Annotated in this window: 20 protein-coding genes; 4 read left to right on the top strand and 16 right to left on the bottom strand. The window is 29.1% G+C overall.

The window, feature by feature from the left end; translation table 11 throughout:
- The first annotated feature begins 11 nt into the window (after positions 1-11).
- Both asnS and R5397_RS03895 read left to right on the top strand, forming a co-directional pair.
- Positions 12-1,397: an asparagine--tRNA ligase gene (gene asnS / locus R5397_RS03900; RefSeq protein ID WP_247065259.1), complete on the top strand. Its 1,386-nt coding sequence runs from the start codon at positions 12-14 to the stop codon at positions 1,395-1,397.
- A gap of 23 nt (positions 1,398-1,420) precedes the next feature.
- On the top strand, positions 1,421-1,960 hold the full coding sequence (locus R5397_RS03895) for a hypothetical protein (RefSeq protein ID WP_421622969.1): 540 nt from the start codon (positions 1,421-1,423) through the stop codon (positions 1,958-1,960).
- Here the strand turns inward: R5397_RS03895 and R5397_RS03890 are convergent.
- From R5397_RS03890 to R5397_RS03860, 7 genes are all read right to left on the bottom strand, one after another.
- Positions 1,957-2,547 carry a phosphoribosyltransferase gene (locus R5397_RS03890; RefSeq protein WP_421622968.1) on the bottom strand — a complete coding sequence of 197 codons (591 nt, stop codon included), beginning with the start codon at positions 2,545-2,547 and terminating at the stop codon, positions 1,957-1,959. The genes R5397_RS03895 and R5397_RS03890 overlap by 4 nt on opposite strands.
- A 355-nt stretch (positions 2,548-2,902) precedes the next feature.
- Positions 2,903-4,345 carry a trypsin-like peptidase domain-containing protein gene (locus R5397_RS03885; protein ID WP_421622967.1) on the bottom strand — a complete coding sequence of 481 codons (1,443 nt, stop codon included), beginning with the start codon at positions 4,343-4,345 and terminating at the stop codon, positions 2,903-2,905.
- A 58-nt stretch (positions 4,346-4,403) separates the two neighbouring features.
- The gene (gene map, locus R5397_RS03880; protein WP_421622966.1) at positions 4,404-5,156 is read right to left on the bottom strand and encodes a type I methionyl aminopeptidase; all 753 of its coding nucleotides are present in this window, start codon (positions 5,154-5,156) and stop codon (positions 4,404-4,406) included.
- 4 nt (positions 5,157-5,160) lie between these two features.
- Positions 5,161-6,813, bottom strand: a complete 1,653-nt coding sequence (locus tag R5397_RS03875; protein WP_421622965.1) for a tetratricopeptide repeat protein — start codon at positions 6,811-6,813, stop codon at positions 5,161-5,163.
- Complete coding sequence (nusB, locus tag R5397_RS03870; RefSeq protein WP_247065271.1) at positions 6,800-7,234, bottom strand: transcription antitermination factor NusB; 435 nt, start codon at positions 7,232-7,234, stop codon at positions 6,800-6,802. The genes R5397_RS03875 and nusB overlap by 14 nt, the downstream gene beginning before the upstream one ends.
- A gap of 22 nt (positions 7,235-7,256) precedes the next feature.
- Positions 7,257-8,294, bottom strand: a complete 1,038-nt coding sequence (locus R5397_RS03865; protein WP_421622964.1) for a peptidylprolyl isomerase — start codon at positions 8,292-8,294, stop codon at positions 7,257-7,259.
- 70 nt (positions 8,295-8,364) lie between these two features.
- Positions 8,365-9,558, bottom strand: coding sequence for an acetyl-CoA C-acyltransferase (locus R5397_RS03860; protein ID WP_421622963.1), 1,194 nt, complete (start codon positions 9,556-9,558; stop codon positions 8,365-8,367).
- A gap of 176 nt (positions 9,559-9,734) precedes the next feature.
- Here R5397_RS03860 and R5397_RS03855 point away from each other — a divergent pair, with 176 nt between their 5' ends.
- The gene (locus R5397_RS03855) at positions 9,735-11,090 is read left to right on the top strand and encodes a hypothetical protein (RefSeq protein ID WP_421622962.1); all 1,356 of its coding nucleotides are present in this window, start codon (positions 9,735-9,737) and stop codon (positions 11,088-11,090) included.
- A 47-nt stretch (positions 11,091-11,137) separates the two neighbouring features.
- Here the strand turns inward: R5397_RS03855 and dnaB are convergent, their stop codons facing one another.
- The 6 genes from dnaB to R5397_RS03825 form a co-directional block, all read right to left on the bottom strand.
- On the bottom strand, positions 11,138-12,523 hold the full coding sequence (dnaB, locus tag R5397_RS03850) for a replicative DNA helicase (protein WP_421622961.1): 1,386 nt from the start codon (positions 12,521-12,523) through the stop codon (positions 11,138-11,140).
- Between the two features lie 16 nt (positions 12,524-12,539).
- On the bottom strand, positions 12,540-13,034 hold the full coding sequence (gene rplI, locus R5397_RS03845) for a 50S ribosomal protein L9 (RefSeq protein WP_247065281.1): 495 nt from the start codon (positions 13,032-13,034) through the stop codon (positions 12,540-12,542).
- A gap of 9 nt (positions 13,035-13,043) precedes the next feature.
- Entirely contained in the window at positions 13,044-13,337 is a 294-nt protein-coding gene (rpsR, locus tag R5397_RS03840) for a 30S ribosomal protein S18 (protein ID WP_025375161.1), read from the bottom strand.
- Positions 13,338-13,349: 12 nt separating this feature from the next.
- Positions 13,350-13,787: a single-stranded DNA-binding protein gene (locus R5397_RS03835; RefSeq protein ID WP_247065283.1), complete on the bottom strand. Its 438-nt coding sequence runs from the start codon at positions 13,785-13,787 to the stop codon at positions 13,350-13,352.
- A gap of 11 nt (positions 13,788-13,798) precedes the next feature.
- Positions 13,799-14,200: a 30S ribosomal protein S6 gene (gene rpsF / locus R5397_RS03830; protein WP_421622960.1), complete on the bottom strand. Its 402-nt coding sequence runs from the start codon at positions 14,198-14,200 to the stop codon at positions 13,799-13,801.
- Between the two features lie 344 nt (positions 14,201-14,544).
- A complete protein-coding gene (locus R5397_RS03825) occupies positions 14,545-16,239 on the bottom strand; it encodes a PTS transporter subunit EIIC (RefSeq protein WP_421622959.1) in 1,695 nt (564 codons plus the stop codon).
- 251 nt (positions 16,240-16,490) lie between these two features.
- Here R5397_RS03825 and trhA point away from each other — a divergent pair, with 251 nt between their 5' ends.
- Complete coding sequence (gene trhA / locus R5397_RS03820) at positions 16,491-17,180, top strand: PAQR family membrane homeostasis protein TrhA (RefSeq protein ID WP_421622958.1); 690 nt, start codon at positions 16,491-16,493, stop codon at positions 17,178-17,180.
- Positions 17,181-17,221: 41 nt separating this feature from the next.
- Here the strand turns inward: trhA and rseP are convergent, their stop codons facing one another.
- From rseP to uppS, 3 genes are read right to left on the bottom strand one after another with little or no spacing between them, the layout of a single operon-like run.
- A complete protein-coding gene (gene rseP, locus R5397_RS03815; RefSeq protein ID WP_421622957.1) occupies positions 17,222-18,502 on the bottom strand; it encodes an RIP metalloprotease RseP in 1,281 nt (426 codons plus the stop codon).
- A 16-nt stretch (positions 18,503-18,518) separates the two neighbouring features.
- The gene (locus R5397_RS03810; protein WP_421622956.1) at positions 18,519-19,424 is read right to left on the bottom strand and encodes a phosphatidate cytidylyltransferase; all 906 of its coding nucleotides are present in this window, start codon (positions 19,422-19,424) and stop codon (positions 18,519-18,521) included.
- Complete coding sequence (gene uppS / locus R5397_RS03805; protein ID WP_421622955.1) at positions 19,372-20,064, bottom strand: polyprenyl diphosphate synthase; 693 nt, start codon at positions 20,062-20,064, stop codon at positions 19,372-19,374. Before uppS ends, R5397_RS03810 begins: the two co-directional genes overlap by 53 nt.
- Positions 20,065-20,066: the final 2 nt, after the last annotated feature.

Raw genomic sequence — 20,066 nt, 5'->3', positions numbered from 1 at the left:
AAGAGGAAAATATGCATAAGAGCATCAAAGAAATTTTAAATAATCCTATATTAGATAGTATAATCACAGTGAAAGGATGGATTCGCACAAAACGCAGTAATGGTAAAATCTCTTTTGTAGAAATTAATGATGGCTCAAATATTAAAGGAATTCAAGCGATCATTGATGAAGAAAATCATCAATTTGAAAAAAAAGAATTTAAAAAGCTCACAACAGGTGCCAGTGTATCATTAACCGGAATTTTAATCTTAAGCCCAGCAAAAGGACAAACCTATGAAATCAAAACAACAAATTTTAATATAATTGGAGAAGCGGATCAAGAAACATATCTTTTACAAAAGAAAAGGCACACCTTTGAATTTTTAAGAGAAATCCCTCATTTAAGAATTCGTACTAATACATTTGGGGCTGTAGCCAGAATTAGAAATCAAATTTCTTATAAAATTCACGAATATTTTCAAAAAAATGGATTTTTATACATACATACCCCAATTATTACATCAAATGACGGAGAAGGGGCCGGTGAAATATTTCGTGTATCTACCTTAGATTTTAATAACATCACAAACGGAAAAGAAGTTGACTTTACAGACGATTTCTTTGGTAAACAAGCATTCCTTACAGTAACTGGACAACTGCACGGCGAAGCTTATGCAATGGCCTTATCAAAAATATATACATTTGGACCAACCTTCAGAGCAGAAAATTCTAACACAACACGCCATGCCTCAGAATTTTGGATGATTGAACCTGAGATGGCATTCTTTACACTTGAAGACAATATCAATTTAGCAGAAGATTTTCTTAAGTACATTTTAAAAGAAACTTTAAATAATTGTAATCAAGATATGGAATTTTTTGATAATTTCATTGAAAAAGGCTTAATCAAAAAAATTGAAGATGTAATAAACTCTAACTTTGAAGTCATTACATATACCCAAGCAATTAAAAAACTTGAAAATGCAACAAAAACATTTGAAATAAAACCTTACTGGGGAATGGATTTACAAACAGAACATGAAAGGTATTTAACAGAAGAAATCATCAAAAAACCTGCCATAATTATTGATTATCCAAAAGAATTTAAAGCATTTTACATGAAAATGAATGAAGACGATAAAACTGTTAAAGGAATGGATATTTTAGTTCCACGCATAGGAGAAATAATTGGAGGCAGTGAAAGAGAAGATAATTTGGATAAGTTGAATAAAAGAATAAAAGAGCTAAATTTAGAAACAGAAACTCTTAATTGGTACTTAGACTTAAGGAGATTTGGATCAACTCCTCATTCTGGATTTGGACTTGGACTTGAGAGATTAATACAATATATAACAGGAATGGCCAATATTAGAGATGTCATCCCATTTCCAAGAACTCCTAAAACTCTTTATTTCTAACAAAAAACTTTATGAGGAAACAATTGCAAATAAAAATTTTATGTCAACTAACATTAATGTTATCAGCATTGATGTTACATTCAATAGAAAAAGAAATCACAGGTAAAAAATCAAATTATCAATACAGTAAAGAAACGCCCAAGATTAACAAATCCAATAAAATAAACTATCCACACAAAAAAGAAGACTATCATCATAACATTATAAGAAAAAAAAATACAAATCTACAAATTGATAAAACCAATAAAAAGCAAGACGCACAACAAACCATAAACAATATCGTAAAAATAAGAAAATCTAACAAAATATATTATCCCCAAGACAAAAACAACATACAAACATCCAAATCAAAGAAAAATATATGGTATAACATCAAAGTCCATTCAATTCATACGAAAGATAGATTTAAAAAAATAAAAGCACTAAATAAAATAAATACACAAATAGAAAATAATTTTGCTTTAATTGGTCCAATCTCAGAAGATAATTTAGGAGAAATAACAAAAGCATTACACATCATAGGGTATAATGAACTGGAATATATCAAAGTCGAACAAAACTAAAGTTTGCTAGACAAAAATTTTAAAATATCATTCAGTTCATCATCTAAATTAAAAAAACTTAATTTATACTCATCTTCTGATAAGCCTATTAACTCATGATTACTGTAATGTATCCAGGTGTTTAACTCATCTTCACTTGAATATTTATTAACATAATAATCCGGTTTATAATCCAAATACCCACGTTCCTTATAATCATAAACAGCAATCTTAACATTTTTACTATCTATTCCTCTCTTTAGAACTTCTTCTCGCAAATAAATAATTGTACGACCAGTATCAAAAATATCATCAACAAATAAAACATTATCCCCTGCTCTTAAATATTTTGGATCATAAGTCCATCCATCTATCATTATTTTTTTTTGCTTATTCGAAACATCATATGATCTTGCAACAACAGCAGCATAAAGAAGGGGTTTTTCTGGCTTAACAAATTTAAAGAATTCACTAATAATATTACCAAGATAAGCACCTCCTCTTAAAGAAACATACATAATATCAGGAATAAATCCATTTTTATAAATTTTATAAGCAAGCTTAAGACCATTTATTCTTATCTCTTCATAAGAAACAAATTTTTTCATTAATATAACACCTCAAAACGCATAAAAATTAAGATTTATCTAAATATTTACCTTTGCATAAAATCAACATATTTGCTACTCTGGCAAGCGCTCAACATTACAAAATAATTCATAATTACTCATCTTTAATTAAAAACAAAACTCATTAATATAAATAATAACTCTTCTCCTAAAACACTTAAAAAATAAATTCTTAGTTAGAATCACTTCCATTTAAAACTTTAACCTCTTCACAAAATATTGCCTTACTAAAGTTGAGAAATTTTAAAATATAAGACAAAATTAATAACTCTAAGCTCTAAATAGGCTTAAAGATATCCATTCTTTAAGCCTAAACTAAAAATAAAGTTTATTACTAAAAAGATACTTTAAAAGTTTGACCATCTCTTAAAACAGTATAAGTATTCTTCCTATGTTCAACAGCATCATAAAAATCTCTTAAGCTTTTAATACTTTTTGAATTAACAACCATAATGATATCTCCTGTTGAAATTTTAGGATTTGTACCTAAAGTTGGATCAACACTGTCTACAACAACTCCATTAGTCCAATTTCTTAAACCAAGTTGAGTCCTAACCTCCTTAGTTAAAGGATAAACAGTAAAACCTGGCATCAATTTTAGCTCTGAGACATATTCTTTCTCATTACTAATTTTGGGCTTAACATCAAGTTCTATTTCAACATTCTTTTTCTCTTTTCCTCTTAAAATTTCAACTTTAATTTTCTCTTTCGCATAAAAATCATTAATATACTGCTTAACATCATAGAAAAAACTCATTGAAACATCATTGATCTTGCTAATTACATCACCTGCTTTAAGCCCTGCTCTAAAAGCAGACGTACCATCATAAACCCCCGCAATAATTGCTAATGATTCAAAATTATCCTCATAACCTAAGCTTTTAAGAAGTTCCGGGTCCTTACTTCTTAAACGATGCAAATCAACTCCCATCCAAGCCGATTCACTCTTCTTACCACTCATCAAAACATCGAAAATACTTTTAGCGTTATTAATAGGAACAGCAAAACCAAGTCCAAGATTACCCCCAGAAGGAGAAGCCGATATCCAAGTATTGATCCCAATAACTTCTCCTTTAATATTTACAAGAGGTCCCCCAGAATTACCACGATTAATAGCTGCATCTGTTTGAATAAATGAATTTCGTGCTTTTAAATTAGGATTAACCGAACGATGAAGACCACTTATAATACCTGCTGTAACTGAAAAACTAAAGTTATGGGGACTCCCAACAGCTATAACCCAATCCCCTATCTCAAGCATATCACTATCACCAAGTTCAGCTATTTCAATAGATGCATCATTAGCCTCAAAACTAACTAGTGCAATATCTTTTTTATCATCCTTACCTACTAGTTTTGCTTTATAAGTTTTATTGTCATAAGTTCCAACTTCAAATTCAATCGCATTATCTACAACATGACTATTTGTAAGAGCATAAAATAAATTTGTTTTCTTAGAATCTCTTCCAATAATTACTCCAGAACCACCCCATTGCGCCTTTTTTTCAAGGTTAAGACCTGGAATATCAAAAAAAAAGAATAAATGGAAAAGATCGCGTGTTTTAACTATTCCAGTAGCATAAATTTCCACAGTGGATGGTAAAATCTTTTTAGATACCTTTCTAAAAGAATCTTGAAGAGACTCGCCAGCATCACCTTTCTCCTGTGCAAAAACAATAGTATTTTTATCAGATCCTAAATAATGTATTCCAACAAAAAATCCAATAGTTAAAGCTAAAAAGCTTGCTAAAAATACGGAAATAAAATTTTTCTTCATTTTATACACCTCCATAATATAAAACCAAATCTTTTAAATAACACTTAATTAATATCTATCAAATCTTACTCAAAATCAAAGGCAAACCATCAACAACAGCAACAGTATGTTCAAAATGAGCAGAACAACTAAAATCAGATGTAAACACCGTCCAACCATCATTCTTAACAGAAACTTTATGGCTCCCTAAATTTACCATCGGCTCAATCGCTAAAACCATACCCTCCTGAATTCTAACATTTTTAAAAAAAGGCTCATAATAATTTGGAACATTTGGTTCTTCATGCAAAGCAAAACCAACACCATGTCCTGTATAATCCCTAACAATTCCAAAACCAAATGGTTTAATATAATTTTCTATAGCTTTTGAGATATCTAAAACTCGATTACCAGCCTTCATTTCATCAATTCCTCTATAAAGAGCAGACTCTGTAACTTCTAATAATTTATTGATCCTAGGACTTACTTTACCCACCTTAAAAGTCTTAGCCATATCACTATAAAATCCATCTAAAATAACCCCACAATCAACACTAATAACATCTCCATATTTCAGTTCTCTTGTTCCAGGAATTCCATGAATAACTTCTTCATTTATAGAAGCACAAATAGCTCCCTTAAATCCAGCATATCCCTTAAAAGCAGGCTTAGCCCCATTCTTAACAATAAAATCACTAGCAATCAAATCAAGCGTTTTAGTGTTAATTCCAGGAGTAATATTTTTTTCAATCTCTAAAAAAGTCTGGGCCAAAAGTTTTGCAGATGCCCTAATTTTCTCAATCTCTGCTCTAGACTTTAATCTTAATTTCAAATAATCAATTCCTCTCTTTAAGTATTTCTATCATATTCATATAAAGTTTACCTTCATTAGTTTCATAAAAAAAATTAGAAGTTAAAATAGCTTCTCGTCCCTTTTCAAATTCACCTAAATAAAGATAATTAATTCCACGCTTTAAATACACTTTTGCCACATCTTCACGTTCTCTTAAAGTAATTTTACTCTTATCATCAAGAGTGAAAGGCAAAAGAGAAACTGTCTTACTAAAATATTCTTCAGACTCTTTATAATTTTTTTGATACAATTTTAAAACCCCAAGATTATAATAAAAACCATATAAATATTTGCCCACTTGATTCTCAATAATCACTTTTTCCGCAACACTTAAGTCTTTTTTAAGAAAAAAATAATAAAATTTATAGAAATAATACCAATCTTGAACTTCATCGACAGAATCATAAATCTTAAAAAATAAATCTAAATCTTTTAGATCAGAATAAAGAAGCAAATTCCAAGCCAAAAGCTGAGCAACATCAGCACTATAATTTGATCTATAAAATAAACGCCATAAAAAAGACTTTTTAGCCTCATATTTTAAATTTGAATAATTCAACACAAAGTAAAGTTTAAAAAATAAAGGACTCTCTTTATACTTTTTTGCAATCTCATTTGCATTAAAATAATCATTGGCTTCAAAATAAACATTAGCCAAATAATAATTCACAATTTCATTTTCTTTAAAATTTTCATTAGCCTTATTTAAATAAGCAATAGCACGCTTTAAATCATGCTCCTTCTTAGCAATAAATGCCAGACCAAGATATACCATCATACTATAATCAGGAAAATTAGTATAAAGTTTTAAATATTCAATCTTAGCATTATTAATATCACCCTTCTTCAAATAGGCGTCTGCTAGCAAAAACATCAAACTTGGGTCATTACTATTATTAAGCTTAAGATTTGCAATAGTAAAATCCAAATTATCAAGACCATAAGAAATATAGGCAAGCTCTTTAGAAAAATCCTTATCTTCCTTTATCCTCAAAAGTATTCTCTTAGCAGAATCTAAATCCTTTTTCTCTATATACAAAAGCATTGCATCAATTAAAAATGCATTATTCTGAAGATTTAAACCTATAGTCTCAAAAGTAAAAGCATCTCTTTCATGTTCTATTTTGATTAAAAAGCTTTTAATATCTTTTACATCATAGCTTAAAATTAAACTTTTAATAAAAGCCTCATCATACAAATGCTTATATTCCTTATATCCTAAAAGATACTGCTTTGCAATATCATAAGCCTCTAAAACAGCTCCCACCTTAAGTTTTGAATATACTTCAAGTGCCCTAAGCTTTAAATTTCCCGGCAAACTTTTAACACTTAAGTCCAAAATATCCCTCATCAATAAATAATGTTTAATTTTAACAGAATAAAGCTTTGCTCTTTTAATAAGAGAAAGCCACTTGTATTCAGTATCAGCATAATAAGAATAAAATCTCATTGCATTTTCAGCACTCTCTAAACTTTCATTTAAAAGATAACCATCAACTTCTACAAGAATCTCATTAAAATCTAGTTCGCCCTTTAACATATATAAAACGTATGGATGCAAGCTCAAATAAACAAAAATTGATATAAAAAGGACTAAAAATAAAATAAAAAACAACAACACCTTATTTGCTTTCAAATGAGCTCTCCATATTTTTCAACAAAGCATCAAGTATTCCATTAACAAATTTATAAGAATTTTTACTACCATACTTTTTGGCAATTAAAATAGCCTCATCTATTATAACTCTCTTGGGAACATCTAAATTTTGAAACTTAAGTGAATACACACTCATCCTCAATATGGCAAGATCAACCTTATCCATACGGTCTAAACGCCAATTAAGAGAAATATCACTAATCAATTTGTCAATAGATTCTAAATTATCATAAGTACCATTAACCAAAACAGAATAAAATAATTTTAAATCTTCTTCTAACTCAAATCCATGATCTTCAAGATTAAAAATATCATAAATATTATCTTTTGCCTTACAATTAACATCAATACTGTAAATTTTTTGAAAAGCTAATACCCTAGCCTTATGTCTCAAATCCATAACCAATATAAATATCTTATCTTTATTTTAGACTAGAATCCAAAATTTGTATACTAGCAGACTTATTGAGTTTATCATAAAGCTCTTGTTGTACTCTAACAACAATTTGCTGCTGATGAATATTAACCATATTATTTTTTATGGCATCCTTTACAGTCATATCAATATTAGGAGATATCTTATCTTGAAGACCTAAAAATCTCTGAGAATACATTTCAGTAACTTTAACTATATGAAAACCTTCTTTTGATGATATTGGCTGAGAAATGTCTCCCTTCTTAAGCATAAATACTTCTTTAATAAAATCTAATCCAAGAACATTTTGTGCATTTTGATCACCTCTTGTCAAGAATCCAAGATCACCATTTTTAATCTTAGAACCCTCATCACTTGAATATTTTCTTACAGCTTCCTCAAAGGTAATCTTTTTCGATTTTATCTGATTTACAATATCCTTTGCATTTGCAAGAACCTCTGATCTCTTTTTATCTTTTGAAGAAAAGAAAACATGACTAATCCTTGCTATATCAGGATTAACAAACTTAGTTTTATTAGCCTCATAATATTCAACTACTTCTTTTTCTCCTGGGATTTTTATTTCTGAAAATTTAGGCTGAGCAATCTTTAGAACTAACTTTTGTGCAGAAAGAGACCTCTTCATTGAAGATAAAAGCTCATTCCAATTTGTACCCTGACTTTCTATCATTTGTTTAATTTGCTCATCTGTAAGATTTAAAAGTCCAAACTGAGTTCTAATTGTTTGCATAACTTCCGAATCTTCAACCTTAATACCTTGCTTTAAAGCCTCTTGACCAAAAAGGACATCAGCTATTAAAATCTGCAAAACTTGCTTTCTCTCAGCATTACTTAAATCTTCTCTACCTTGTGTCTTTTTCAATGTATTTACTTTAGAATCAAATTCTGTCTTAGTAATAATTTCGTTACTATGCAAATTAATAATTACAACAGGAGTATTTTGAGCAAAAGTAGTTATTCCTACAACAAAAAATAACAGAAAACACAAAACATTACCCATAAAAATCACCTTTATATCAATCATCGAACTAAATCACTGCATAAGATTTTAACAAAACATTAAATTTAAATCTAGTTTAAAATAAGAATATCATTCATCTATATAAAAAGGCCGCCATACCCTGTCCACCTCCAATACAAAGAGAGGCAATTCCTTTTGATTTATTATTTATTTTAATAAGACGTGCAAGGGTTAACAAAATCCTAGCGCCACTAACTGAAAACGGATGCCCTAAGGCAATAGCCCCTCCATTAACATTGATAATACTATCTCTCACATCATATTTTTGATGTAAAGTTTTCACAACACTTAAAGATTGTGCTGCAAAAGCTTCATTTGTTTCGATAAAATCAATTTCACTTGGGGTTAAGTTAAATGCCTCTATAATCTCTTCAATAGCAAGAAAAGCCCCAAATCCCATATAAAGAGGATTTAAGCCTACACTTTTAAAACCACCAACATAAGCTAAAGGTTGTAATCCCATTTTGCAAACAAAATCCTCACTTGCCAATATTAAAAAACAAGCTCCATCATCTAAACTAGAAGAATTGCCGGCAGTAACAGTACCTCCCTCCTTAAAGACAGGTTTTAAAGACGACAGTTTCTCCAAACTTAAACTATCACGTATCTCCTCATCACTACATATAACACTTTTAAGTTTTGTCTTTTTATCAAAAACTGATAAAGGATATATTTCATCATTAAAATATCCACTATCTCTTGCTGCTGTTGCCTTAATATGAGAATTATATGCAAAATGATCTTGCATTTCTCTTGTAATTTTATACATTTCAGCCAAATTTTCCGCTGTAAGTCCCATCACAGTACTACTTGGAGTATCAACTAATGCATCTTTATATATCAAATCTTCTATTTTAAAGTCGCCAAATTTTAAACCATCAAATCTGACACCTCTTGGCAAAAGATAAGGCGCATTACTCAAATCTTCTACACCACCAGCTAAAACAATTTCACTACTACCAAGAGCTATAGAATTAAACGCAAGTTCTAAAGACTTAAGTCCTGAGCCACAAACTTTGTTTACAGTAAAAGCAGGAGTAATTTCACCTAAACCAGCCTTCAAAGCAATTTGTCTGGCAATATTTTGACCAAGCCCTGCAGAAATTACATTTCCAATAATAACCTCATCCACTTTCTCAATATTATTTCTCCCAAGCAAAGCCTTAACAATATCTGAGGACACATCAACAATATTCATTCCCTTTAAGGCACCCCCAAATTTAGTAATCGGCGATCTAAGTCCGTCAATGATTGCTATTTTTCTCATATAAAACCCCACACAAAAAAACTAATCTTCAACTATATAATAACAAAACACAATTTGAAAAAATAGAATATAAAAGATATTATAAATGATTTGATAAAAATTATCATCAACATTAATTATCAAATACACCAAAAACACAATGATATATTCAAACAAAAATGTTATATTAATTACTAATGTATTTAGCAAAACTTAGCCTCAAAATGACAATTATAATGCTAGCAATTAATTCTCATGCTTATAACCATTTAATCAAATATCAAAATGATAGGGTTAATAAATACCACTTTAACAATCTAAATGACGGCCTTGGATTTGCATTCTGTGATTTTTTTGATGATCTCAGAAGCGGTTCTTTAATATTTATCCATGAATCAAAATATAATTTCATGATAAATGCAGAAGCACACATGTTAACTTTTAGAGGGAACAAAGATTCTCCTGAGCAATTAAGAAGAAGAGTTGATCTCCTAGAAATTGGATTTATGTATTATTTTCCATTCTCAATACAAACAAAAACACAATATTTTGGAAATATTGATATTGGTATTGGTATTAAAAATTTAATCTATGGAAACTGGGGCGGAGCTTTAATACAACAAGCAGTGCATTTTACCCTAAGACAATTAAGACCAATTCCTAAAAATTATGAAAATTACAATTACAGAGGTTTCTTAAGTACAGCTATCAATTATTCTTACATGAAATTTTTTAATCTTGAAAATTATATAGACTTATCTTATTTTGCAGACTATTTTTTCAAAACAAGCATTGCAATGGACTTTAGAAATGAGTCTATAGGGATTGAAACTAAACTCTTTTATCAAATTCAAAGTAAAATAAATAGCATAGAAACATATTCAAAAATACAAGAAGCAGAAACTGGAATTGGAATTCAATATAGACTTCATTCTAAAAACTTTTTTACAATAAATAACCTTAATTTAAACAATTTTTCAACCAAAGAAAAATTTTTCAGTGTAGGAGGATTTGGCATAATCTTTACTGAAGAATACGACAATCCCTCGAAAGATAACTTACATCTCCTCAACCAAAATTTTTCTTTTGGATTTGACATTATGATCCCATTCCAAACTAGAAATTTAATATATTACATAATAAAACCTTCATTAAAATATTATTTTGCCATTGCAACAAATTATGATATTAATTTAGCTGAATTCAATAGCCGTACAAATAGATTTTCATCCGGATTGATGTATGAATTATTCACAAAAGATCGATTTATATTATACATATGTTCTGGAATATTTGTATCTTACAATCAAGATAAAAAAGATATAAAATCCATTTACAGACCATTAAAAATAAAAGATACACTGCAAGCAGGACTTGAAATTGAACCTGGCATATCAATAGAAACACTTAAATACAATAAAGTAACATATAATGTAAAAATATTTACAAAAATTAATTATCACCCAATTGTTCATAACACAACAAATTATACTTTAGAGACACATAAATTAAATTTTAATTACCTTGGAATCGGTATAACAATAAACATATAATATAAATACGTCAAATTAGTCAAGTTATATGAATGCAACAAATAATATTAATAATCATTTTCATGTTCTTTATTCACAAATTTAACAACATGTGGCAAAAATAATATATCAGCTCTTCCTGTAGGCCCATTTCTATGTTTAGCAACAATAATTTTAGTATCGATAGCACTAATCACTCTCTCATCATCAGAGCCACTTCTTAAGTCCTTATCCCTATGAAGTAAAATAACAATATCTGCATCCTGCTCTAATGCACCTGATTCTCTTAAACTAGCAAGACTGGGTTCACGTCCCTCAGTATCTCTTGTAAGCTGTGAAAGGGCAATAATTGGAATCTTAAGTTCTCTTGCAAGCTCTTTGAGTGTTTTACTAATTGAGGCTACCTGCTCATGACGTGGAATATTCCTAGCTTCGAGGGAAATAAGGCTAATATAATCAACAAATAATATATCTATACCCGAAAATCTCTTAAGCTTCCTAGCTTGAGTTGCAAGCGTTAACAAACTAATATTAGCAGTATCTTCGATATAAAATTCAGAATTACTAATATCATTCACAACATCATTGATTGCCTTAATTTCATGACCTGACAAAATACTATTTTGAATCTTAAAACTATCAATATTAGCTTGAGCTGCTATTATTCTTTTAATCAAAGCATCAGAAGTCATTTCAAGAGAAAAAAAACCTACTTTTCTCTTTTTATCATTCCTCAATGCAATACTTGATGCAATATTAAGTGCAAAGGCAGTCTTACCAACACTAGGACGAGCACCAATAATAATAAAATCACTCTCTCTAAAACCTCCAATAAGACTATCAACCTTCTTAAAACCACTTGGAATACCAAAATTAACTTCTCGTTTTTTCATGCTTCTCTCATATATTTCAGCATGAACTCTCTCAGCAATAATTTTTGCATGATTAAGATTTTTACTAGAACAATCTAATTCAATTGAAAGAATATGCCTTTGTGCTTCTTCCACAAATTGTTCAACTTTTTTTGTAGAATCATTAGCTAAATCATTCAGTTCCCTAGAAATTTTAGAAATATCTCTTCTAATGCGATGTTCTTTAACAATTTTCGCATAAACATTTATAGTCTTATCAGTTGGAAGATACCCTGAGAGAAAACTCAAATAATCCTGCAATCCTGTTAAAGCTTTAAAATTACTTAAAAGCTGTGATTTAGGTGTTAAAGAAGATACTTCCTCAAATACAGTTATTGGATCAATATTTTCTCTTTTTTCATAAAGAGAAATCATCGCTTTAAAAATCATCTCATGATTTTGACTATAAAAATCATCCGGTTTTAAATATAATAATGCCTCTTCCACCTTTCCTGGATTATAAAATATACTAGAAATAACTGCCTTTTCTGCGCCTTCGTTAAAAAGAAGTGTAGAGGCTGTACTTACTGAAGTAAAAGCCACAAACTATACCTCTTCTTTAAACTTCCTTTTCAACACTTTTGGACTTTTTAAGAGAATGTTTTTTCTCTTCCCTTTTTATCTCAACTTTAATGACAGAATTAATTCCCTCATAAAGCTTAATAGTTACATCATAAATTCCAAAAGTTTTTAATGTACCATGGTGTATATCTATTTTTCTTCTCTCAATTTCAAACCCAAGCTTTAAAAGCTCATCGGCAATATTTAAGCTATTGATACTATGAAACAATTTTCCACTATCATTAGACTGCATTACGAATTCTAAATTGATCTTATCAAGTTTTTCTTTAAGTTCAAAAGCTGCTTTTTTTCTTGTTTCTTGTCTCTTAAGTATTGATCTCCTTTTTTGATTGAAAATATCAATATTATGCTTATCTGAAAAAACAGCAAAACCTTTTGGTAACAAATAATTTCTAGCAAAACCATCCTTTACATCAACAATATCACCTTCTTTTCCAAGATTAATAAAATCTTCTCTCAAAATTACTCTCATCATCTCTCCTTAATATTTCTTCACAAAAGGAAGTAAAGCCATATATCTAGCTTTTTTAACCTCTAGTGCAAGACGCCTCTGATGCTTAGCAGAAGTGCCTGTAATTCTCCTAGGCAATATTTTTCCTTGCTCTGTAATAAACTTCTTAAGGAAATCAAATTCTTTATAATCAGGAACTCTGTCCATATCACAAAATCTGCATGTTTTTTTCTTAAAAAATCTAAAATTAGGGTTTTTTTTAAAACCATCTTGATGTCCATCAGTCCTTGAATCTCTCTGATGGGAATCTATATCTTTATACATAAATTCAAACTCCTAAAAAGGTATATCTTCATTAAAACCGTCATCAAAACCAATATCCGTAAACGAATCTGGCTTCTTATAATTTTCAAAACCAACATCATTAGCACCTTTAGTAGCAATAAGTGAGCCAAACATTTGAATATCATCTACTAAAACACTGCATCTATTCTTCTTATCTCCAGTATTTTTATCTTGCCAACTCTCATACCTTAAAGAACCACTAATCACAACTTGTTTTCCTTTCTTAAGAAAAGAACCAAGACTCTCAGCTCTTTTTCCAAAGAGAGTACAATCAAAAAATTGAGCATAATCCATCCATTCGTCATTTTTTTTAACCCTTCTGTTATTAGCTAAACCAAATTTAAGAATAGCCATACCTGCCTCAGTATAAGTAAGCTCAGAATCTCTAGTAAGCCTACCAGATAATACTAAGGAATTAATATCGGCCATCTACAACCTCCTCAATCTACTTTTACATCAACATTAGAATTAAACTCTGATGATTCTTTTTCTTTAATATCTCTATTATCCTTGAACTCTCTAAAATTTCTTCTCTTAACTTTTTTGACACTAACCTTTTTGTTAATCTTAACCAAGATCATATGTCTTAACAAATTTTTAATAAGTTTTAATTGAATTTCAAGTTCTTTCAAATTCTCACTATCCATCTTAAATTCTATTATTTCATATCTACCACGCAACTGCTTCCTAATAGGATATTCTAATGCCCTCTCTCCAAGAGAATTTTCAGCAAAATCACTAGCATTAAAAGCTGTTAACTGTTTTTTTACCTCTTCTAAAGCAGCTTTATATTCAAGTTCTTCACTCTTAAACAAAAAACAAGCTTCATACTTTTTTATCATTATAACTCCTTATGGTCTTAATCGTACCATAAACCCTTTAAATTTATGGCAAAGGTTATCTCGATACTATAATAGATTATTTAAATAGTATATAAAAATACTTATTTTTTTTCAATATTGAGCAAAAAATCTTTTCAAAACACTCCTCACAGAACAATTAAAATCCTACCCCCACTATCTTTAAAAATTATTCTATTAAAAGGTACCTTTTATACACCATACAATAAACCCAGCTAAAAATATTAAGTTCTTAAAAGGTTTCTTTAAAATAAAGACAAAGCAAAAAAATAACTTATCTCACACAAATTCATAATTTTAAGTACATCTTCTAACCTAAATAAATTCTAATTATCCTCATCATCCTTATTGAGTTTGTAAACTTTTCCTGTTAAACCTTGTCCTTCAAGCTTATCATCTTCTTTCATTTCAATATATGCTTTAATACCATGTTTCACATTATCAGATGCAACAATAGCACTGGTCTTAAAAAGTTTTTCAGGAGAATAATTTTTAATCGCTTGTTTTATATAATAAACATTTGTTCCATAATCAATTTTAATTGTATTATCAATTGTAACAATATTTAAAGCACCTGTTTTGTTAAGAAAATCTTCTGATATAAGCTCAGGACTGAAAACTACAAACCTTAAGTTTGTTGAGACAACATTAAACTCTTGAATATTATCAAGACCTCCAAGACCTTGAGCTATAAGATGCGCAATTCCCATTCCTTCAACTTCCCCTTCACTACCAGCAAAAAATGGCTCACCAACACCAAAAATCTGAAAATCAAAATAATTATAAACCCATTTAAAAGTAAAATAATACAAAGCAAAAAATGCAAATCCTAATGGTAATAAATAAAGCCAATTTGTCTTGTCATGTCCCTGTAATACCCCAAACATTAGAAAATCAAAAAATCCAGCAGAAAAAGTCACACCAACTGCAATATCAAATATATTAGCAATCAACAACGCAAACCCAGTATAAATGGCATGTATAAAATAAAGCAAAGGTGCAGTAAAAACAAATAAAAATTCTAAAGGCTCTGTAACTCCAGTCAAAAAAGCTGTAAAAGCACCTGAAAATAGCAAAGACACGATTTTACTCTTATCATCATGAATGATTCCTCTATAAACTCCCAATGCTGCCCCAGGAAGTCCAAACATAATAGAGAGATAAAACCCACTATTGAACCTGGAAATACTTGAGGAAAACCTAATAAGATATGGATCTGCTAACTGAGCATAAAATATATTCTGAATACCACCAACAACTTGACCATCAATAACTTCTGTTCCTCCCAACGAAGTAAAATTAAAAGGAAATGTAAGAATGGAATGAAGCCCCAAAGGAATGAGCAGTCTATTTAAAAATCCATAAAGAAAACTATTAAAATAGTTAAATTTAGCAATAAAAAATCCAAAAGAAGTAATTAATTCATTAAAATACGGCCAAATTAAAACAAATATTATCCCTAATAAAATACAAAAAGGAAAAACTACTATGGGAACAAAACGAAAACCAGAAAAAAAGCTTAAAGGCCCAGGCAACTCGATACAATAAAACTTATTGTGCAAATATCCAACTAATAATCCAACTGATAAAGACCCCAAAATACCTGTATTTAAAGTTTGAATTCCCAAAATATTTACTTGACCAATAGAAGACATTAAATTAGGCTCAACAAGTCTTGAAAACACATCAAGAAAATAATTTTCAGTAATATTAAAAATCAAATATCCAACAAGACCTGAGAGTGCAGCAGAACCCTTTTGAACTCTAGCGATCCCAACAGTAATCCCTATAACAAAAAGCAATGGAATATTCAAAATAATGATATTACTGGTACTCTTAATAAGCCCCAAAACAACTTTAACAACAAAGTTATCAACGTAAAATAAATTAGAAGGATTTAGCAGTGCAGATCCAATTCCAAGCATTAAACAAAAAACTGTCACAACAGAAATTGGTAGTCTTACTGCACTAGAAAACTTTTGAAAACTAGCAAATCTAAAAACTTTTAAAAAATTTATCACTCTAGACCTCTCCATTCAAAAACTTAAGACAATATGCATTATATAGCTTTTTTACAAAAAAAAGGTATTAATAGAAAAAATTTAAGAAGAAAATTATGCAATAACATCAATTTAGCCTTCAGTTTCATACTAAACTATTCTTGATCACTTGATTTATGTACTTTTTTGAACTAATATACCTAAAATAAATAAGAACAAATGTATGTTCTAAAAATAAAAAAAATAAAAAGCACAAAGGGAAGACTAGGTTTATGTTTGAAAAAGATAAAAAATACACATCACATAATGAGCCAATACCTAAGAATGAATTGTTTAGCTCAATATCTCACTTATTTGGCATTATTTTATCAATCATAGGAACAACAATTCTCATTACTCTATCAACTCATTCAAAAAAGTATCTCCATGCAGTATTATTTCTTATCTATGGTTCATCAATGACATTACTATATACCATGAGTACTCTTTATCATATTTTTACAAAAGGAAGCAAAATAAAACAACTCTTTAGAAAATTTGACCATATTTCAATATTTATATTGATAGCAGGAACATACACTCCACCATGTCTAATTCTCATGCCAAATGTTTATGGAAAAATAATCCTCATAACCGTTTGGGGATTTGCTATCCTAGGAATTATTTTTAAATCAATATACGTAAACAGTCCTGGATGGCTTAACGGATGCATATTTATACTTATGGGATGGAGCATCATATTCGGAATCAGACTCATTTATAACATTCTCCCTATACAAGGATTTTTATGGCTAGCACTTGGGGGTATTCTCTACACATTAGGGGGAATAGTTTACTCAACAAGCAAAAAACTTAATCCAATAGCAAATATGAGAATGCATGATCTTTTCCATATTTTAATATTATTTGCATCTTTTGCTCATTTTTGGTTCATGTTCAAATATGTACTCCCTATTGATTAAATATCAAATAAGATCTGCTTGAACAAAACAGCATAAATTGACTAAAGATTACGTAAATCATTAAAAAAACCTAATATAAAAAGACTTAACATCAACAAAATACCAAAAATATAAAAATAATAAATAACTTTCGCCCTAAATCGTTTCCCACGCAAGATTTCAATTAAACTAATAAGAATTTGACCTCCATCAAGCATTGGAATTACAACAAAAAATAAATTCATACCAGCAATAAGTAAATTAAAAATAGCAATAGTATTAAACCAAGATAATATTCCAACAGAAAAAGAATCAACAATAATGTTAATCATACCAACAGGTCCTGTAACATTTTTAGCATTATTCTTAAAATTAGTGAATAATGCAACAATGGAGTAAAGAATATGACCTAAAATATCTAAGACCTTATTAAAAGAATTTTTAATAGCAATCCCTAAATTATCTGACTTAACCACTCGCTCTAAACCAGGCAATAAATAAATTCCTAAGCTTTTATTAGTATCTTGAAACACCAACTTAGAAGTTAAAATCTCTCCATTTCTCTCATAATTAATATCCACAATGTTAAAATCAAGCTTTTCAATCAAATTGTTTAACTCCACATTATTATTTAAAATAATATCATTAATGCTTACTATCTTATCATTAGGTTTAAGACCGGCAACTTCAGCTGAAGAATTTGTTTTAACTTTAGAAACAATAAGATTTATCCAAGGACCAATTTCCTTTAAAAGCTTATCTAAGCTTGTATAATCTTCAAAACTAATAGTCTTACTGTCCCTTAAAACTATGAAAGTTACTCTTGAATTTTTTAAAGGAACAACTTTATTTAAATCGGAAAAATATCTTACATCACTATTATTAACGCTTAAAATAATATCCCCATCTCTAAATTTACTCAAAACACTATCATTAATAACTACTATTTTATTAGAATAATCAGGATAAACAATACCTATCATTTCTATTGCAATAAAAACTATTAATGCAAAAATTAAATTAAAAAGAGGACCTGCAAAATATATTAATATTTTCTTAAAATTAGAAATACCAAAAATAGAATCTCTATCCGCTTCAAGCTGCCTATTTAATCTAAGCTCATTTTCTAAATGTTCAGCTCCTTTAAGCTTACAATATCCACCCAAAAAAATAGGAGAAAATCTATACTCTGTGTCTTTTATTTTAAATTTAAAAAGACTAGGGCCTATCCCTATAGAAAAAACTTCAACCTTAACTTTAAAAAGTTTTGCAAAAAATAAATGACCTAATTCATGAATGAATATTATAAAGGTAAACGCCAAAATACTAAGAAAAATATACATCAATTACTCCCAAAAATTATGACAAATATAAATAAAATATAGGACCTGTCAAAAGATATGAATCAATTGAATCAAGAGCACCACCTCTACCAGGAATAATATTGCCAGAGTCTTTAACTCCTGCACTACGTTTAAGTCCAGATTCAAATAAATCACCAATAATAGTAAAAAATCCTATTAAGACACCAAAAATCATAGCTTCTCCATAAGTTAAATTTATCAACCCTAAACATACTACAACTATTGCAACAATAACAGAAAATAATATACCGCCTAAAAATCCCATTATCGTTTTATTGGGACTAATAATTGTAGGTCTATAACTATTTTTTCCCAAAAAATATCCAACAAGATAAGCAAAAGTATCATTACCACTAACCATAGAGAAAAGTATTAACAAAAGAATAGGTGCTCTTGGCAAAGTAGTAATAGCAACAACAAATGACATCAAAATACCCGGATATATAAGTATGAAAATTATCGAAGTTGCCTGAGATAAAAAATTAACAATTTCATTCTCTTTAATGAAAACCAAATTAACAATCCAGTTACTAAAAACTAAAGTTATAAACAAATAAAATATTATATTTATACCCAAATCAAAAACATTGAAATGTACATATGTCAACATTGGAGGAGCTATCCCTAAAAAGAAAGATAAAGTACTAGAAATGGAAGAAGATTTAACCTTAAGCAAATCATTAATTTCCTTTGCAGCAACTCCACTAAACATAAAAACTAAAATATTAATAAATAAATAATTATTGAACTCTAAAAATATTAAAAACAAAACTAAAGGAACAAAAAACAAAAATGTCCCCAGTCGTGCAATAAACGCTAATTTTTTAGACCTAAGATTAAATAAACTTTTATCTCCCAAAATTTCTCTTCCTATTTTTAAAACATTCCAAGTCGTTATCATAATGTGAAACGGAATACTCTGGCCACAAAACACTTGAAAAAACAAATTCACAATAAGCAATTCTCCATAAAAGAAAATTACTTATTCTCATGTCTCCACCAGTACGAATTAAAAGATCAAGATCACAAAGCTCAGGATTATCCAAAAATTTAGAAAACACAATTTCATCTAAAGCCTCAAATTGTAAACCACTTCCCAAAATTTTCTTAGTAGCTCTAACTATTTCATTTCGACCACCATAATTAATTGCCAAATTTAATACAAGCCCATCAAAATTTCTTGTAAAATCAATAACATCGATGATTGACTTTCTTACTTCCTTACTTAAAGCTTCAATATCTCCTGATAATAGTATTTTTATATTATTTTTACTATAAAATTCAAACTCAGAACTTAAATAATCGGCAATCAAAAACATCAAATGCTCTATTTCAAATTTTGTCCTATTCCAATTCTCTGTAGAAAAAACATAGAGAGATAAATATCTTATGCCTAATTTAAGAGAATATTTAACTATTTCCTTAGCTCTCTTTAAGCCTTCTTTGTGTCCTTCAAACAATGACAGACCTCTTTTTAAAGCCCATCTTCTATTTCCATCCATGATGATCCCAACATGCATTGGAAGGGAATTATTATTCATAA

This window comes from Borrelia sp. MN22-0132 (assembly GCF_049201035.1).
In the GTDB taxonomy this organism is placed as follows: domain Bacteria; phylum Spirochaetota; class Spirochaetia; order Borreliales; family Borreliaceae; genus Borrelia; species Borrelia puertoricensis.
The sequence above is the reverse complement of the archived record's forward strand: the minus strand, read 5'-3'. Positions and strand labels throughout refer to the sequence as shown.

Bases quoted from the DNA above. Each gene is read 5' to 3' on its own strand.
- asnS (WP_247065259.1), top strand. From the start codon at position 12: ATGCATAAGAGCATCAAAGAAATTTTAAATAATCCTATATTAGATAGT.
- R5397_RS03890 (WP_421622968.1), bottom strand. From the start codon at position 2,547: ATGAAAAAATTTGTTTCTTATGAAGAGATAAGAATAAATGGTCTTAAG.
- R5397_RS03885 (WP_421622967.1), bottom strand. From the start codon at position 4,345: ATGAAGAAAAATTTTATTTCCGTATTTTTAGCAAGCTTTTTAGCTTTA.
- nusB (WP_247065271.1), bottom strand. From the start codon at position 7,234: ATGGATTTGAGACATAAGGCTAGGGTATTAGCTTTTCAAAAAATTTAC.
- R5397_RS03865 (WP_421622964.1), bottom strand. From the start codon at position 8,294: ATGATTGATATAAAGGTGATTTTTATGGGTAATGTTTTGTGTTTTCTG.
- R5397_RS03860 (WP_421622963.1), bottom strand. From the start codon at position 9,558: ATGAGAAAAATAGCAATCATTGACGGACTTAGATCGCCGATTACTAAA.
- R5397_RS03855 (WP_421622962.1), top strand. From the start codon at position 9,735: ATGTATTTAGCAAAACTTAGCCTCAAAATGACAATTATAATGCTAGCA.
- rplI (WP_247065281.1), bottom strand. From the start codon at position 13,034: ATGAGAGTAATTTTGAGAGAAGATTTTATTAATCTTGGAAAAGAAGGT.
- rpsR (WP_025375161.1), bottom strand. From the start codon at position 13,337: ATGTATAAAGATATAGATTCCCATCAGAGAGATTCAAGGACTGATGGA.
- R5397_RS03835 (WP_247065283.1), bottom strand. From the start codon at position 13,787: ATGGCCGATATTAATTCCTTAGTATTATCTGGTAGGCTTACTAGAGAT.
- rpsF (WP_421622960.1), bottom strand. From the start codon at position 14,200: ATGATAAAAAAGTATGAAGCTTGTTTTTTGTTTAAGAGTGAAGAACTT.
- trhA (WP_421622958.1), top strand. From the start codon at position 16,491: ATGTTTGAAAAAGATAAAAAATACACATCACATAATGAGCCAATACCT.
- rseP (WP_421622957.1), bottom strand. From the start codon at position 18,502: ATGTATATTTTTCTTAGTATTTTGGCGTTTACCTTTATAATATTCATT.
- R5397_RS03810 (WP_421622956.1), bottom strand. From the start codon at position 19,424: ATGATAACGACTTGGAATGTTTTAAAAATAGGAAGAGAAATTTTGGGA.
- uppS (WP_421622955.1), bottom strand. From the start codon at position 20,064: ATGAATAATAATTCCCTTCCAATGCATGTTGGGATCATCATGGATGGA.